General features: G+C 45.4%; 11 protein-coding genes. 7 read left to right on the plus strand and 4 right to left on the minus strand.

The features are described 5' to 3' along the window. Window positions 1-139: 139 nt before the first annotated feature. Together gyrA and rcsC are read left to right on the plus strand one after the other, a co-directional pair. Complete coding sequence (gene gyrA / locus MKR94_RS13340; protein ID WP_241647350.1) at window positions 140-2,773, plus strand: DNA topoisomerase (ATP-hydrolyzing) subunit A; 2,634 nt, start codon at window positions 140-142, stop codon at window positions 2,771-2,773. Between the two features lie 87 nt (window positions 2,774-2,860). Continuing rightward, complete coding sequence (rcsC, locus tag MKR94_RS13345) at window positions 2,861-5,710, plus strand: two-component system sensor histidine kinase RcsC (protein ID WP_241647351.1); 2,850 nt, start codon at window positions 2,861-2,863, stop codon at window positions 5,708-5,710. A 35-nt stretch (window positions 5,711-5,745) separates the two neighbouring features. On the opposite strand, the gene rcsB is transcribed toward rcsC, so the two are convergent. Next, complete coding sequence (rcsB, locus tag MKR94_RS13350) at window positions 5,746-6,393, minus strand: response regulator transcription factor RcsB (RefSeq protein ID WP_062812426.1); 648 nt, start codon at window positions 6,391-6,393, stop codon at window positions 5,746-5,748. Continuing rightward, window positions 6,386-9,040 (minus strand): phosphotransferase RcsD, encoded by a 2,655-nt coding sequence (rcsD, locus tag MKR94_RS13355; RefSeq protein WP_241647352.1) that lies wholly within the window; start codon window positions 9,038-9,040, stop codon window positions 6,386-6,388. The genes rcsB and rcsD overlap by 8 nt, the downstream gene beginning before the upstream one ends. A 523-nt stretch (window positions 9,041-9,563) precedes the next feature. On the opposite strand from rcsD, the gene ompC reads away from it, so the two are divergent. Continuing rightward, window positions 9,564-10,679 carry a porin OmpC gene (gene ompC / locus MKR94_RS13360; RefSeq protein ID WP_241647354.1) on the plus strand — a complete coding sequence of 372 codons (1,116 nt, stop codon included), beginning with the start codon at window positions 9,564-9,566 and terminating at the stop codon, window positions 10,677-10,679. Between the two features lie 50 nt (window positions 10,680-10,729). Here the strand turns inward: ompC and MKR94_RS13365 are convergent, their stop codons facing one another. After that, the gene (locus MKR94_RS13365; RefSeq protein WP_241647356.1) at window positions 10,730-10,900 is read right to left on the minus strand and encodes a hypothetical protein; all 171 of its coding nucleotides are present in this window, start codon (window positions 10,898-10,900) and stop codon (window positions 10,730-10,732) included. Between the two features lie 165 nt (window positions 10,901-11,065). On the opposite strand from MKR94_RS13365, the gene apbE reads away from it, so the two are divergent. Both apbE and alkB read left to right on the plus strand, forming a co-directional pair. Next, a complete protein-coding gene (gene apbE, locus MKR94_RS13370) occupies window positions 11,066-12,106 on the plus strand; it encodes an FAD:protein FMN transferase ApbE (RefSeq protein ID WP_241647358.1) in 1,041 nt (346 codons plus the stop codon). A gap of 12 nt (window positions 12,107-12,118) precedes the next feature. After that, window positions 12,119-12,739, plus strand: a complete 621-nt coding sequence (gene alkB / locus MKR94_RS13375) for a DNA oxidative demethylase AlkB (RefSeq protein WP_241647360.1) — start codon at window positions 12,119-12,121, stop codon at window positions 12,737-12,739. On the opposite strand, the gene MKR94_RS13380 is transcribed toward alkB, so the two are convergent. Next, the gene (locus MKR94_RS13380; RefSeq protein WP_241647362.1) at window positions 12,734-13,468 is read right to left on the minus strand and encodes a 4'-phosphopantetheinyl transferase family protein; all 735 of its coding nucleotides are present in this window, start codon (window positions 13,466-13,468) and stop codon (window positions 12,734-12,736) included. The two genes, alkB and MKR94_RS13380, sit on opposite strands and share 6 nt — an antisense overlap. A gap of 164 nt (window positions 13,469-13,632) precedes the next feature. On the opposite strand from MKR94_RS13380, the gene MKR94_RS13385 reads away from it, so the two are divergent. Both MKR94_RS13385 and MKR94_RS13390 read left to right on the plus strand, forming a co-directional pair. Further along, a complete protein-coding gene (locus tag MKR94_RS13385; protein WP_241607045.1) occupies window positions 13,633-13,893 on the plus strand; it encodes a hypothetical protein in 261 nt (86 codons plus the stop codon). 170 nt (window positions 13,894-14,063) lie between these two features. Then, complete coding sequence (locus tag MKR94_RS13390; RefSeq protein ID WP_241647364.1) at window positions 14,064-15,002, plus strand: DUF535 family protein; 939 nt, start codon at window positions 14,064-14,066, stop codon at window positions 15,000-15,002. Window positions 15,003-16,187: the final 1,185 nt, after the last annotated feature.

Genomic DNA, 16,187 nt, shown 5'->3' on the forward strand with positions numbered 1-16,187 from the left:
TATAAACGCTTCAACGCACTTCATCACCTAAGGATTACGATAAGTGGAGTAAGTGCTGTTGAAAGGTGCACCTGACAGGTGAAATGTGTTATGATTCCGTTCTTTATATTAGGTAATATTCTAGAGGGATAGCGGCTCCATGAGCGACCTTGCAAGAGAAATCACACCGGTTAATATCGAGGAAGAGTTAAAAACCTCTTACCTCGATTATGCCATGTCGGTCATTGTTGGCCGCGCGTTACCCGATGTCCGTGATGGATTGAAGCCTGTTCACCGTCGCGTGTTATTCGCGATGAACGAATTGAGTAACGACTGGAATAAGCCATACAAAAAATCTGCCCGTGTCGTCGGTGACGTTATCGGTAAATATCACCCACACGGTGATTCAGCAGTCTACGATGCGATCGTTCGTATGGCGCAGCCATTCTCCTTACGTTATATGTTGGTAGACGGGCAAGGTAACTTCGGGTCAATTGATGGTGACTCTGCAGCTGCGATGCGTTATACCGAAGTGCGCATGGCGAAAATTACCCATGAATTGCTCGCCGATCTCGAAAAAGAGACCGTAGACTTCGTTCCCAACTATGATGGGAATGAACAAATTCCGGATGTCTTGCCGACTCGTGTCCCAAACCTACTGGTGAATGGGTCATCAGGTATCGCTGTCGGTATGGCGACCAACATTCCGCCTCATAATATGACGGAAGTGATCAACGGTACTCTGGCGTATATTGAAGATAACGACATTTCGTTAGAAGCCTTAATGGAACATATTCCAGGACCTGACTTCCCGACCGCGGCGATCATTAACGGACGTCGTGGGATCGAAGAGGCTTACCGTACCGGTCGGGGAAAAATTTATATTCGCGCCCGTGGAGAAGTTCAGGCTGATGCAAAGACAGGCCGCGAAACGATAGTCATCCACGAGATCCCTTATCAAGTTAACAAGGCGCGTTTGATTGAGAAAATCGCTGAGTTAGTTAAAGACAAGCGGATCGAAGGTATTAGCGCACTGCGTGATGAATCTGATAAAGACGGTATGCGTATCGTTATTGAGATCAAACGTGATGCGGTCGGTGAAGTGGTCTTAAACAATCTTTACTCGCTGACGCAATTACAGACCTCGTTCGGTATTAATATGGTCGCCCTACACCAAGGCCAACCTAAAATTATGCCGCTCAAGGATATTCTTGAAGCGTTCGTCCGTCACCGCCGTGAAGTGGTTACCCGCAGAACTATTTTTGAACTGCGTAAAGCTCGTGACCGCGCGCACATCTTAGAAGGCTTAGCGATAGCCTTAGCGAATATCGATCCGGTTATCGAGCTGATTCGTCGTGCACCAACCCCTGCAGAAGCTAAAGCAGGACTCATCGCGCAAGGTTGGGCATTAGGTAACGTCTCAGCAATGCTTGAAAAAGCAGGTAACGATGCTGCGCGCCCGGAGTGGCTAGAAGAGCAATACGGTATTCGGGGAGACACTTATTTCCTTACCGAGCAACAAGCTCAAGCTATCCTTGACTTGCGCCTGCAAAAGCTGACCGGTCTTGAGCACGAAAAACTGTTGGATGAGTACAAAGCGTTACTTGAGGAAATTGCCGAGCTCCTGCACATCCTCGGCAGTGGTGAGCGACTAATGGAAGTGATTCGTGAAGAGCTGGAAGCCGTGCGCGATCAGTTTGGCGACGAACGTCGTACTGAAATTACCGCAAACAGCGCTGACATTAATATCGAAGATTTGATTAACCAAGAAGATGTCGTGGTCACCTTATCGCATCAAGGTTATGTCAAATATCAACCGTTATCAGACTATGAAGCGCAACGTCGTGGCGGTAAAGGTAAGTCGGCAGCACGCATTAAAGACGAAGACTTTATCGATAGATTGCTGGTGGCTAACACCCACGATACGATCCTCTGTTTCTCTTCACGAGGGCGCCTCTACTGGATGAAGGTTTACCAGTTACCGGAGGCTAGTCGTGGCGCACGGGGCCGTCCGATCGTCAACCTACTGCCGCTTGAGGCGAATGAGCGGATCACCGCTATTCTGCCGGTAAAAGAGTACGCAGAAGGAGTCAATGTCTTTATGGCAACCGCTAGCGGTACCGTTAAGAAAACAGCACTGACCGATTTTAGCCGTCCAAGAAGTGCGGGGATTATCGCGATTAATCTGCGTGACGATGACTCGTTGATCGGCGTCGCCTTAACCAAAGGCGAAGATGAAGCGATGTTATTCTCTGCTGCCGGTAAAGTCGTCCGTTTCTCTGAACAAGCAGTAAGAACGATGGGGCGTACCGCTGCCGGTGTTCGTGGTATAAAATTGGCACCAGAAGACCAAGTCGTTTCATTGATTATCCCTGATGCGGAAGGGGCAATCATGACTGTGACGGAAAACGGTTTTGGTAAGCGTACGGCGACGCAGGAATATCCAACTAAGTCTCGTGCCACCCAAGGGGTGATCTCAATCAAAGTGACTGAACGTAATGGTCCAGTGATTGGCGCGGTACAAGTGGTTGATAGCGACCAGATCATGATGATCACTGATGCTGGAACCTTAGTCAGAACCCGTGTATCCGAAGTCAGTATCGTAGGGCGTAATACACAAGGTGTTATCCTGATTCGTACTGCCGATGATGAGAACGTTGTGGGATTACAACGTGTAGCTGAGCCAGTCGCGGAAGAGGAACTTGATACTATTGATGGATCTGTCCCTGAGGGCGAAGACAGTTTACCTCCTGAAGTCGATAACGAGGACGATGAAGTTATCGATGATGAGTGATAAACTCGCACCCTAAATGACAAAGGCATCGTAAGATGCCTTTTTTAATCCTGCCGGAGTCTACTATGCAAAAGAGAGCGTTTTAACGTGAAATATTTAGTCTCTTTTAGAACCGCGTTACGTGTTTCACGCTATCTGTTTCGTGGCCTGGCAGTGGTTATTTGGCTGGTGGGAATATTGATTTCTTTATTCACCCTGACACAAGTCCTTCATGAAAAAGAGAATCGCCTGCGTGAGCAACTTTTCAGTTCATTCTCTCAAACGCAGTTACATTTCACACATTTAGCGGAAGCTGCCCGCGGCTTAAAATATGTTGCTGAGAACCAACTCAACCGACCCACGTCGACGGGAGGGGAGGTCGCGAAAGCCCCTTCAAATGTCCCACTGTTAAGCGATACGGGAGCCGCAATTTTTTCGCTATCAGTTGGTGCCGACTGCCAACAAATGTTTTCACCTTGGCGCAATGCGCTCGCCACATTGAGCCAGTACCTACACGTGCTCGACAGCCAGTACGCCTCGACCTACGAGTTGAGTAATATCTACCTTGTTGACCAACAAAGTAGTTGTGCGGGCAATTTTATGTTTAACGAAAGTAGTTTAGGGCAAGCCGGAAGTAAAACGATTTTACGCGATCATCAAGTCGTCTTTCAAAGCGCTAATGACGACACTCTACGCAATCCATTCTATTGGATTGCCAGTGGGGCGGCACGTGCCACCGGTAGTGCCTTTATGAGTATGCCAATCTACTCGGGCACACAGCGGATTGCCGAGATCGTGGTGGAGCAAAATATTCGGCTCGATGATGGGTTAGTGGTCGGTAATCTACCGATTGAGTCCTTTATCACCGATAGAAACAATCGTCTGCTCCTTGCCAATAACGATTGGTCACTACAACCAATTATCTCATCACTACCGAGCAGCAAACAGTGGTTTGGTTATGTCGACAATTACCGATATCTGATACTCAAAAATAGCCTAACCCCTGGCCCCTTTAATATGGTCTATCTGGTTTCAACCTCGATCCTATTCGACCAGATGCGATTGATGTTACTCAATACGTTATTGTTGAATCTGTTTTCCGGATTATTTTTAATCTGTTTAACGCTAATGTTTGAAAAACGGATGTTTGTACCGGCCTTTAATAATGCATTACGGCTTGAGGAGCATGAGCAATTTAACCGTAAAATTGTTGCCTCCGCGCCAGTAGGAATCTGTATTCTTCGTACCAGTGATGGTAGTAATATTCTTAGCAATGAGCTGGCGCATAATTATCTCAGCATCTTGACTCCAGAAGACAGGGTCAGAATTGGTGAGATCATCCGCGGCCAAGAAGTTAACTTTATGGATGTGTTAACGGCATCGAAAACCAATCTCCAGATGAGCTTTGTGCACAGCCGATATCGCAATGAGGATGTTGCGATCTGTGTGCTGATTGATGTGAGTGCAAGGGTGATGATGGAGAAATCGCTCCAGGAAATCGCCGACAGTGCAGAGCAAGCAAGCCAATCTAAATCGATGTTTTTGGCCACCGTCAGTCATGAATTACGGACACCGCTCTATGGGATTATCGGGAATTTGGACTTACTCCAAACCCGCGAGCTGCCGGAAAATATCCATAGCCTTGTACAGGGAATGAATAACTCGTCCGGTCTATTATTAAAGATTATCAACGATATTCTCGATTTCTCGAAGATTGAATCTGAGCAATTAAAAATTTCCCCGGTCAGTTTTTCTCCGAGCGAAGTACTGTCGCACGTACAAATGAACTATCTGCCATTGGTGATCCGTAAGCGTTTAACCTTGTGGTGTCTGGTCGAAGCAGATGTTCCGGAAACCATGCTCGGTGACCCGATGCGTCTACAGCAAGTGATCTCTAATATACTGAGTAATGCCATCAAATTTACCCATACGGGGGGAATCATTCTTCATCTGTGGTGCGAGCATGGTTACTTACACGTAAGGATTCGTGATACGGGAATTGGTATCCGTCAGCGTGATGTCCAGCAACTGTTCGACCCTTTTTTCCAAGTTGAAGGAAAAATGCAGCGAAACTTCCAAGGAACGGGCTTGGGGCTGGCAATTTGTGAAAAACTGATCAATATGATGGACGGTGATATCACAGTGTTATCAGAACCGGACATCGGCAGTGAATTCACCCTACGGCTACCTATTTGGCAGGCAAGTTCACAGAAGAATTATAATGATCTCCGCGGTAGATCAGCCGCTGTTGTCATTGCAAACCGTTATTTTTCTTATTATATCGTCAGGCGCTTGCAGGCATCGGGGATGGAAGTGATCACCCAGCTTCCGACAATGGAGCAGGGGATTGAACTTGTTATTACTGACAACTTGGCGCTATTAGCGCATCGTCAGCCGAAACAGCAATGGATCATCTTCTCTGCATTACATAACGATAAAGCTATTCGTACTACTGAAGGTTATTGGCTGACGTCTACCGCGAAAGCCTATCAACTTCCACAGCTCTTAACGCAACTGTGGCAAAGCTCCCCCCAGCTTACTAAAGGTGACCAGCTTGGCATGATACCGTCGAGAGATGATCAAACAGGACATCTTATCTTAGTGGTCGATGATCATCCGATTAACCGTTTATTACTGAGTGAGCAATTGACCACGCTCGGCTATCGTACGCGTACAGCGAAAGACGGGCTTGATGCCTTAGAAGTGTTGAGTATTGGCGATATCGATCTGGTGCTCACCGACATCAATATGCCGAATCTAGATGGTTATGGTTTAGCGCGTCGACTGCGGGGTGATGGCTATCATTATCCTATCATTGGTCTTACTGCCAATGCGTTAGCGAAAGAACAACAACAGTGCTTGGAGGCGGGAATGAATGATTGCTTATCTAAACCCATTACGCTAGAAGAGCTGCAGCACGCGCTTGGGAAACATTTAGTGAATGCAGAGGAAGAGTAGAGGCTTTCGTTGCCTCTACTCTCTATTTCTACAGGTTACTCATCAATACTGGAATTACTGACTGAGGAGAGGTAGTTGAGTAGGGCGATATCGTTATCGACACCGAGTTTCATCATAGCCGATTTTTTCTGGCTACTGATGGTCTTGATACTACGGTTAAGTTTACGTGCGATCTCAGTGACTAAGAAGCCCTCTGCGAACAGACGTAAAACCTCACTCTCTTTTGGAGAAAGGCGTTTATCACCATAGCCGCCAGCGCTGATTTTTTCGAGAAGACGTGCCACCGAGTCTGGCGTGTACTTTTTACCTTTTTGTAACGCCGCGAGCGCCTTAGGCAGATCGGTTGGCGCGCCTTGCTTAAGCACAATCCCTTCAATATCTAAGTCCAGTACAGATCCTAAAATCGCGGGGTTATTGTTCATCGTTAAGACGATGATAGACAAATCAGGGTAATGGCGTTTGATGTACTTAATCAGTGTGATGCCGTCGCCATACTTGTCTCCAGGCATAGAGAGATCGGTAATTAAGACGTGCGCGTCAAGTTTACCGAGGTTATTGATTAGCGTAGTAGAGTCTTCAAACTCGCCGACAACATTCACCCACTCGATTTGTTCTAAGGATTTACGGATCCCAAAAAGTACAATTGGATGGTCGTCTGCGATAATTACATTCATATTATTCATTTTTTTGGCTACCTTGCTGTAACAGCGAATCCACATAATTTTGCAATTCGCTAATACTATTCATAATGTTCAATTTTTGGTGTTGCTCAATTTGATGCTCAATCTCTTCACAGTTTGTTTTGCCTTTCTGCAGATTAAGCATGGCGAAAACACCTTTGAGTCGATGTGCTGTCAGGGCAAGTGCAGAGTAATCGTCTTGCATAACCTCGCTCCGCAGCTTATTCATATCTTCTTTAACGGTCTGTTCAAAGATAGAGTAATACTCTGAACTTTCCCACAATGACGTCGATACTGCTTCCTCTCCTTGTGATAATACATCCTCTCCGATTTGTAGCTCTATTAACACCATAATAGCGTCTAGGACAGAACGGCTAATGTTGATGTTAGCTTGCCTATGACGGGAATCACTGACCAACATTTCGTTTTGAGTTGTAAGTAAGACTCCCCAACCGTCGAGTTGTTCCACATTATCGGTAATCGTGAGGTCACATTGTTGACCTGAGTCGCGATCTTCGGGGAAATCATACTTTGCTCCCCAGCGCAGTAGCTGTCGACAGATAATATGTCGAATATCGTCGGCGACAATATTGACCAGCACTCTAACGTCTTCGAGAATCTTTTCTTCATCCTCTGCAACATCGTTCTCTGGTGGTAGCACGAGCAGCATTTGATAACGGGTACCGATATGACTTTTCGATTCAATGGCCAAGGTACTATCAAATAGCGCCAATAGCTGTTTACAGAAGAACAGGTCGAGGCTCGTTGACGAGTCAGCGACATCAGCACTCACTTCGCTGATAAACGGAAAATCAATATTTTCCTGTTCCTGTGCAGAGAGCCCCGGCCCAGTATCAACAATTTCAAGCAAAAGTCGATCAGCATATTCCGCACTTTGCGAAATTTTTAATTTAATTTTGCCCCACACTGTATTTTCAATTGAATAGCGAAGTATAGTCGTAATTATCTGAAAAATTAGTGTCTTATCACCCACACGGGTAGCGTGCGTGAGTTCACTGTTATCGACGACTAAAAGTATTGCCTTTTCCGTAACAATCTGTTGGTTTTCAGCGATTACATCGTCCAGAATTTGCTGCAAATCAATACTCTGTTTATCTACGCTATATTCACCTGACTCTACTTTATTAAGCATTTCGATATGACGGGTTAATCGGCTTAGCGAGCGAATACCCTGTAGCAAACGATGGGGGAGTAGCGTGGGGGCAGTGGCCACTACTTCCGCTATCGACGTATCGACTTGGTGCATCGGGCGGCTAAAGGTATTGCTCAACTGCTGGAAGAATTGACGGCGTAAGGTATGATTTTTCTGTAATACGGCTTGAGCATTCTGCAGTTGTTGAGCGACCTGTTGCTCAAGGTTTTGCTCACGGAAGGTGAATATATGATAGTGGCTAATAATTTGGCTGGCGTGATGGCGTACTTGATAAATTTCGTTATTCACCGTCACCTGTAACAGCTCGAATGGATTGGATGACATATCAACCATTTTTTTAAAATTCAAGTGTTGCACTAAATGGTCTGACATGTCGTTAGCGAGCAGTATTTTTTCTTGATTAGCGTCATAAATCAGATAGCCCATCGGGAAGTTTTTGACCAGCTCATGGGTGAATTGTTGTAATTTCTCAACCCAGGGGTCGACCTGATGGCTGGAAGAGGTTTTGTTTTCCCTTACGAAGCATAACGCGCCCGTCGTGAGGAGAATCAGGGCAAATAATATGAGATAAACAGGTAGTAATTCATCGATCATAGCACTGAACACAATCATTAATGGTAAATGATAAGTGACAGTGAGGGGGACACCCGGCACAGGTCGAAGCAGATCAATACTGAGCGCGGAAAGATTAAGGAAATAACTGCCTTTGGCGCTCTTCTTTGACACAGTTTCATCGTTATGAATTTGTAAAGCGGAAAGATCTAACGCGTTATTGTTTAGGTCATTAATAGGCAGATCAAAGGCGAGGATGGTGGCAAGGTGTCCAGGCTGATTAAAGGTTGTTCGTAAGGTGATAAAGGCGCCACGTGAAAGCTGCTGGTTATTACGCAACGCGGAGAAGCTCTCTTTTTCATCTAACGTATTCGCTTGTTGCAGCATTTCGTTACGCCGGCCAGCAATAGAGGAGGCGATGTTTCGTCCCTCGTAGCGGTTTAGTGTTTTGATTAAGTGACCGTTGGTAATCACGGTCAAGCTATTGTCTTCACCATTAAGGTAATACAAGGTCCAAGTAAGCTTAGCGGAGGCCCAAAGTGTTTCGGTATATTGGGAGATCTGTGCGGCAAGGTTCTGGGTGGCTAGCTCGTGTTCGCCAAAGATTAAGGTCTCTATTTTCGGTGAGGGAGTACTGATCGCATAGATCCCGGGTTGAATGGTCGACTGGGTTATCGGTCCTGGAAGCGTCGCTGTCGTCCCTTGTGTCGCCGAGTCAAAAATTTGCCATGAGATATAACGGTATTTTTCGATACGATTTTGTAGTGAATGTGTAAAGCTACTCAACGCCGAACCCTGTTGCTGAATAATAGCCGAGGTGCTGCTATAGAGTAGGCTGATAAATGAAATGATCAGAAGCGTAAGCAGAAGTATAAGCAGCTTACGTAAGTTATTCGGCGTCATCTCTGGGATTTTAAGCAGCATACAGATCTCAATTTAGAGGCATTAAGAGGTTTGCTCGATTATGCCAGATCTAAATGGCTGTGTAACGGTAATGAAGGGGGGGAGGGCATGTTGCCGGTAACTAAAACAATAAAAAAAAACCGAGCTAACGCTCGGTAAGAATTTGGTAAAAACTTATAAAAATAAGTTAAAAAACAATAATGAATATAAATGATGATAGCCAAGTAATAGTAATACTTAGAGGGCTAATTGTTTGTACATTCAGTGCGGAAATGGAATATCGTGTCTAATAGATAGGTCGATAGTTTAGTAGAAATTGTCAATTGTTGTCATCAATTGTCATTCAGCCAAAGTATAAAAAAAATTTATATTAATAAATTTACATTTAGACATAAAAAGGAAACACATTGAAATATTTTATGTGCTTTAGTAACTTCCGCATTGAGAATTTTCCGCTTCAACATTCAATTATAGTCATCGAAGCGTTTTTTGCATAATTAGTTGACTTTTTTTTCAGGATTAACGGTTTTCGAGGAAAATACAGATGAAAATCCGCGCTCTTTCTTTGCTCGTTCCAGCACTTATCATGGCAGGTTCCGCAAGTGCTGCAGAAATCTACAATAAAAATGGTAATAAATTAGATTTATTCGGTAAGGTCGACGGCTTACATTATTTTTCTAACGATGATGGTAATGACGGCGATCAATCTTATATGCGCTTTGGCTTCCAAGGTGAAACGCAGGTTACCGATCAATTGACCGGTTATGGTCAGTGGGAATACCAAGTTGCCCTGAATAATGCTGAATCAGAAGGTACGTCAAACAATTATACCCGTATTGGTTACGCAGGTTTACGCTTTGGTGACGGTGGCTCAATCGACTACGGTCGTAGCTATGGTGTGATGTATGACATTGCTGGTTGGACCGACGTATTACCTGAATTCGGTGGTGATACCTATGGCGCGGACAACTTCCTATTCCAACGCAGTAATGGTTTAGCGACTTACCGTAATACTAATTTCTTTGGTTTAGTAGACGGCCTTAATTTCACTCTCCAATACCAAGGTAAAAACGGTAATTCAACCGAGTCACCAAATGGCCGGAATGTCTTAGGGGAAAATGGCGATGGTTGGGGATTAAGTACTACCTATGATTTAGGAAATGGATTATCACTGGGCGGTGCACTCTTTTCTTCTGACCGAACTAATGATCAAAATGGTAGCGGAAGTTATAGCAGCATCCAAGGCCGTGGCGATAAAGCCACAGCGTATTCTGGTGGCTTAAAATACGATGCTAACGGCGTTTACCTTGCCGCTATGTATACCCGCTCTTACAACGCGACGAAATTTGGCGATAGCGACTCTACTGCTTACGGTTATGCTAACAAAGCGGATAACTGGGAATTAGTGGCGCAATACCAATTCGACTTTGGTTTACGTCCATCTTTAGCCTATGTTAATTCGCGCGGTTCGGATCTAGGCCAATATGGTTCACAGAACCTTAAAAAATATGTAGATGTGGGTGCGACTTATTACTTCAATAAAAATATGTCGACCTATGTTGATTATCAAATCAACTTAATGAAGAACAACGACTTCACAGACGCTGCAGGAATTACTACCGACGATACTGTCGCGCTAGGACTTGTTTACCAGTTCTAAGCTAGCCTCAGCACATAAAAAAAGGATGCTTAGGCATCCTTTTTTTATCGCTATGAGGTAATTTTGCGTACGGGGGGCGAATCGACTTTCTCTACTGATGGCGATTCGCGTAAACAATAATGCCCTTCCATAAACATCCCATTAGCACTAAATCCTCCCGCGATAAGCCATTGATCATAAAGCGCACGACATTGGGTGAATAACTGCTGAAATTTTTGCATAAGCTATCTCCGCATCAAGGGGGAGTATTGTTGCTGCAAAGATAATGCCAACCTTAGCACCCTTCGACACGTAGGCTGTACCATAATCAGTAAAATAAAGGCTCAGTTTTGGTGCAAGTTCTCAGGAAATTGCGCCTAGATCGCTCAATGACTTAGAGATACGCTATGCAATTACCTAGATTCTGCCAAACACTTCTCGTGCTTCTTTGCGCGGGGTTAGTTGGCTGTGAGAACTCACCACCCTCCGATCAAGTCTTTCAGGGCAAAACCATGGGGACTGTCTGGCGAGTCACGGCGAGCGGTCTGACCCCTGAACAGGCTAGACAGTTGCCTTATTTAATCCAGCAAGGTCTCGATGCAGATGATCAAGAGTTGTCGACTTGGAAAAAGGATTCGTGGCTCTCACGTTTCAATCAAAATCCCAGTCTCGATCCCCAGCCTGTTAGTGATAATGTTGCCGCGATTATCACCAGTTCATTATATGTTGGGCGGATGACTGAGGGGGCAATGGACATTACAGTAGGTCCCCTCGTCAATCTTTGGGGCTTTGGCCCTGATGCTATTCCAACCCATACCCCCACAGCTTCACAGATTACTGCAGCGAAGAAACGCGTCGGCTTACAACATCTGACGCTAAGTAGAACGGTATATGGCAATACGCTACGCAAAAATATCCCTGATCTGTACGTCGATCTCTCAACGGTCGGTGAGGGATTTGCTGCGGACCACTTGGCCAGACTGATGGAGCAGCAAGGCGTGCGCAATTATTTGGTTTCAGTTGGTGGGGCACTGATTTCACGAGGCCAGCATCTGCAAGGTCAACCTTGGCGAGTGGCCGTACAGAAGCCAACAGATAAGATGAACCAAGCACAAGTTGTGGTGGATCTCCAAGGACATGGAATCAGCACCTCCGGTGATTACCGTAACTATTATGAATTAGAGGGAAAGCGGATATCCCATATTATTGACCCTAATAGTGGGCAACCAATTGAACATCATCTTGTCTCCGCCACCGTGATTGCAACGACAGCCTTAGAAGCGGATGCCTGGGATACCGGATTAATGGTGCTAGGAACCGAAAAAGCCAAAGCCTTAGCGAAACGCCTCCATCTCGCGGTTTATCTTATTACCAAAGAGGGCGATCATTTTGTGGGTTGGGCGTCGCCGTCATTCAAAACCTTTATGGTTAACGATCAGAGTCATTAACGAGGGAAGAGGATGTTCGACTTTTTCGAAGATGAAGCGCCTTGGCAAGAACCGCTCGCGTCCGGTGCTGTGATCTTAAGACGATTTGTGCAAGGTGATGCTGACGCTCTTTTTGCTGAAATAAATCGTATTGCCACGCAAAGCCCCTTTATTCATCGTATTACTCCGGGGGGGTTTAAAATGTCTGTTGCCATGACAGGCTGTGGTGCAGCACAGTGGCTTTCAGGCAGGGAGGGCTATCTCGCTAATACAGAGAGTTTACCGCTGAGCGATAGGCTAACGGCCTTTGCAAGACGTGCTGCGACTGCGGCGGACTATCCAGATTTTGTCCCTGATAGTTGTCTGATTAATCGCTATGCTGTAGACAGTAAAATGACCTTACATCAAGATAAAAATGAACGGGATCTCCATCAACCGATCGTCTCTGTCTCCCTCGGTTTGCCTGCAGTGTTTCTATTTGGCGGTCTAGAACGTAGTGATAGGACGAGTAAAATATTATTGGAACATGGCGACGTAGTTGTGTGGGGGCGGGAATCGCGTCTCTGTTTTCATGGGATATCACCCTTGAAGCCCGGAATTCACCCACTCACTGGGCCTTATCGCTTTAATATCACCTTTCGTAAAGCGCTATAAAGCCCCTTGAACGACCCAACTCATGACTTCCGTATCGGTGAGCCAATAATGAATATCCCACCGAGCCTGCTGACTCGCTTTAGGCAACGCGCTGGCCGATAGCTGCACTGTGACTTTGCCAGCATAGGGATCGATAGCGATTAGGGTGACCTGTTCGAACCCAAAGAGTGTCTGTACCGCGGGATAGACCGCTTTGTAAAGGGTTTCTTTCACCGAAAAAACCAACGTCGTCGCCTGAGAGAGCGAAAAGCCGGATTGGGTTAACAGTACCAATTCTTCCGCTGTCATGATCATGGATCGGAGTTCTGCTGCTTTTTCTTGCGTCAGCATCCGCTCGATATCATTGCCTACCCATAGCGGACCGCTTTCAATGAGGGTAAATATTTTATGGTCATGGTGTGAGAGGGAACCGACTTTACCGGTTGGCCATATCGGTGAACGGTCAGGCCGATTAAAAAGCTGAAAATTAGGGAGATTACTACGGGCTAACAGTTTCGCCACTAACCAACGGCTCGCCACATATTCCGCTTGGCGTTTTTTTACAGCGTGGCGCAGTGGCTCCGGTAGCACCAAACCAAATTGACGGGCAAGTTGTGGTGTGAAGGCACTGGCATTAAACTGACAGCACGCCGCATGAAATGGGCCAGTGCTGATCTCGGCCTGTAGAATAAAAGGTAAACAGGGCTCAAGTTGGACGGTCTGAAAGCGAGGGGGAAGCAGTTGGGACATAATCCATTTCATCATATTAAGCAGAGTAATAAGGATACCGACTATACGCTCTCGTCGCGAGTAAATATGTAGGATTTACTATTGCGGATTATTCTGAAGGTAAATATGAGGATTTTTGCCAAGCTTAATACACACCCAAAATAAACGATAGAGGAGTTATCGTAATGAGCGAAGTAGAAAAAACACAACTGGATTATTTTCGTGATGTGACCTCGCAATTAAAAGAGATGCGCCACTACGCACAAAACAACACTGAAACGCTCTCTGCACAATGGTTAGCCTTCGATTCGGGTGAATATAAGCACAAAGAATTTGCGGATCAAATTAATACTTTGCTGAATGAGCAAGGTAAACTGCTCGACAACATCGATGCGACAATTCAAAACATTGAAATTGAAATCAATCATCAAGAGCAAGAAAGCTAATGCCTATCGAGCAGCTATGGCTGCTCTTATCTCCTTCTGTTTAGACTCCGTTAAGATTTCGTAAACTCTTTCCTATCCCGTTGAGATAATGTTGAGAATATTCCTATTACTCTAAGCACAGCATCGCGCAACGCGCGCCACTCTGCAGAGAATACTAATAGGATATTACGATGGGACGTTTTAGAACTTGGCGTAAAAATAATCCAAAGTGGAATGAAGCGCTTAGAAAATTCAATTTTTATAAACGCGCTTGCCGAACGCTTGTCAGCCACCCAGTGCTTTATTGGCGCTATTTTCAACTGTGCCAGCAGTCATTAATCGCGCAGCATGTTGCACAGCGCAAAGATGTTGTGAGTCTGGCCGCACGCCCTTTCAATAAGTACCTGAATAAACGATGGACGATCAAACAGAAGCTGGCTTCGATGTCGACAACGTTGCAACGTCTCGAACAGAGTATTGATCCACGGTTTATCCCTACCTTATTTGGTACTCACTCTGCGGGTCTAACACTGGCGACGTTACAACTTAAAAATGACGAGCAAGGGACCCTTAAATTAATGCACTCTCGTTTTGTGCGTGAAGGGGAGATGGGCCTTTATCTTTTTGCTCCAGAAAGTGAGTCGCCGCTCTACAGTCTGACGTATTCGTTCGATGCTAGCGGAAAAACGCTGTATCTCTGTGGTTTACAAGGTCCTAAGCCGGGAGAAGGTCAAGATCAGGTGAGAGCAATGACTAAAGCGATGTTCGGTTTACGACCCAAGAATCTGCTGCTATCAGCCGCTTATGCGTTAGCCGACAGTTATCAAGTCGAGAAAATTTGTGGGATAGCTGATAGCCACCATATCAAGTCACATCATCTTAAGTCGAGCTATAATGCCTTTTGGTCAGAAGTCACCCAAGAGGTTGACGGACAAGGGTGGTATCAGCTGCCACGCCACGAAGCTGAGCGTAACGTTGAGCAAGTAGAAAGTAAACACCGCTCAGCATTCCGTAAACGTGAAGCCTTACGTCAACAAATGGCTGCAGATATTGTTTATCAGTTAGACCGCCTAGCCGACCATTCACAACCTCAAGAAGCGGCTCGGACATTACAAGTATCCAATGCTTAGCAGCATCATTGCTTCGCTAGGGGTTATAGAGGCGAAGTGAGCAGATCCTAGAAGAGCGTAATAAAATATCTCGCCACCCATTGGGTGGCTTTTTTATTTATCTAAGCTTTATGAGAGGTGGCAAGCCATCCCGTTATTATCCAGATCTTTTTGGCAACGCGCGCTAGATGAAACTAATCGTAGTCATTTCTATTTACTGAGGAGAGGCCGTTAAGGCAGAGTATTAAGGATAAAAATCGTCGAGCGTGTCACCTTACTCAAAAAAAATCACAGCCACAAAAAAAGCAGCCGTAAGTGGCTGCTTTTCTTCGGGATTTTTGGTCGGCACGAGATGAGCTGAATTCACCTTGTAAGTCATTGAATTGTAGATAGCTGAATGCGTTCAATGTTGAAATCTAGTCCTAAACCTAGTCCCATAGATAATTCTTACCCGCTTTTTCATCGTTTTTAATGCCTCGGTAAACTCATGCCATCCAGTAAGAAAATTCACTCATATTTTTTTATTGGTTAGATCCCCACGGTACGCCATCGAGTAAAAACCTTACCGTAATCTTACCCCCTTCATGGGGTAGGGTAGGCCACTGCCTTTTTTGTGTAGGTGGCCTGTGGGGTGGTGGTCGTTTTTATCAATTAAATCAGCAAGCTCAATTTTAAGCCACGTTATCCCTCCTCAATTTTGAGGCGGGTTCTAAATGTGTGTTAAACACATGATTAAACAGCAAAGCGTAGAACTGCGCTCTGGTCGCCTTGATTTAAAGGGAACCTATCGAGTGACGGTCACAATAATTTTGTAAGCCCCTGATTATCTCGACAACGTAAATCTGCGCTTTCGATAACCGCCTCTAGGTGTCTCCGATTTCCGAGCCTCCTACGTTGTACGCAAATTTGCTCGCATCTAACGAGCTAAGGAAACGGTCTACCTTTGTGCGTTACTGTCGGTAACTCTCAGATAATGAGCTAAGGCAATATCCTGCCTTTGTACGCCAATGTCATTGGCTCGCAACTAACAGAGTAAGCAATATTTACTCTGTCGATGCTTTCGCCCACCAGCTAACAGAGTAACTATCGGTAACTCTGTTGTTAGCCTCTGCTAGTGGCTGGCAAATCATGGTAATGACTCCAACTTATTGATAGTGCTGTATCGTGAGGTAGTGCCCAATGACATTATCATGCAACTCCACCGAC

The sequence above is a fragment of the Rosenbergiella metrosideri genome (assembly GCF_022602565.1).
In the GTDB taxonomy this organism is placed as follows: Bacteria; Pseudomonadota; Gammaproteobacteria; order Enterobacterales; family Enterobacteriaceae; genus Rosenbergiella; species Rosenbergiella metrosideri.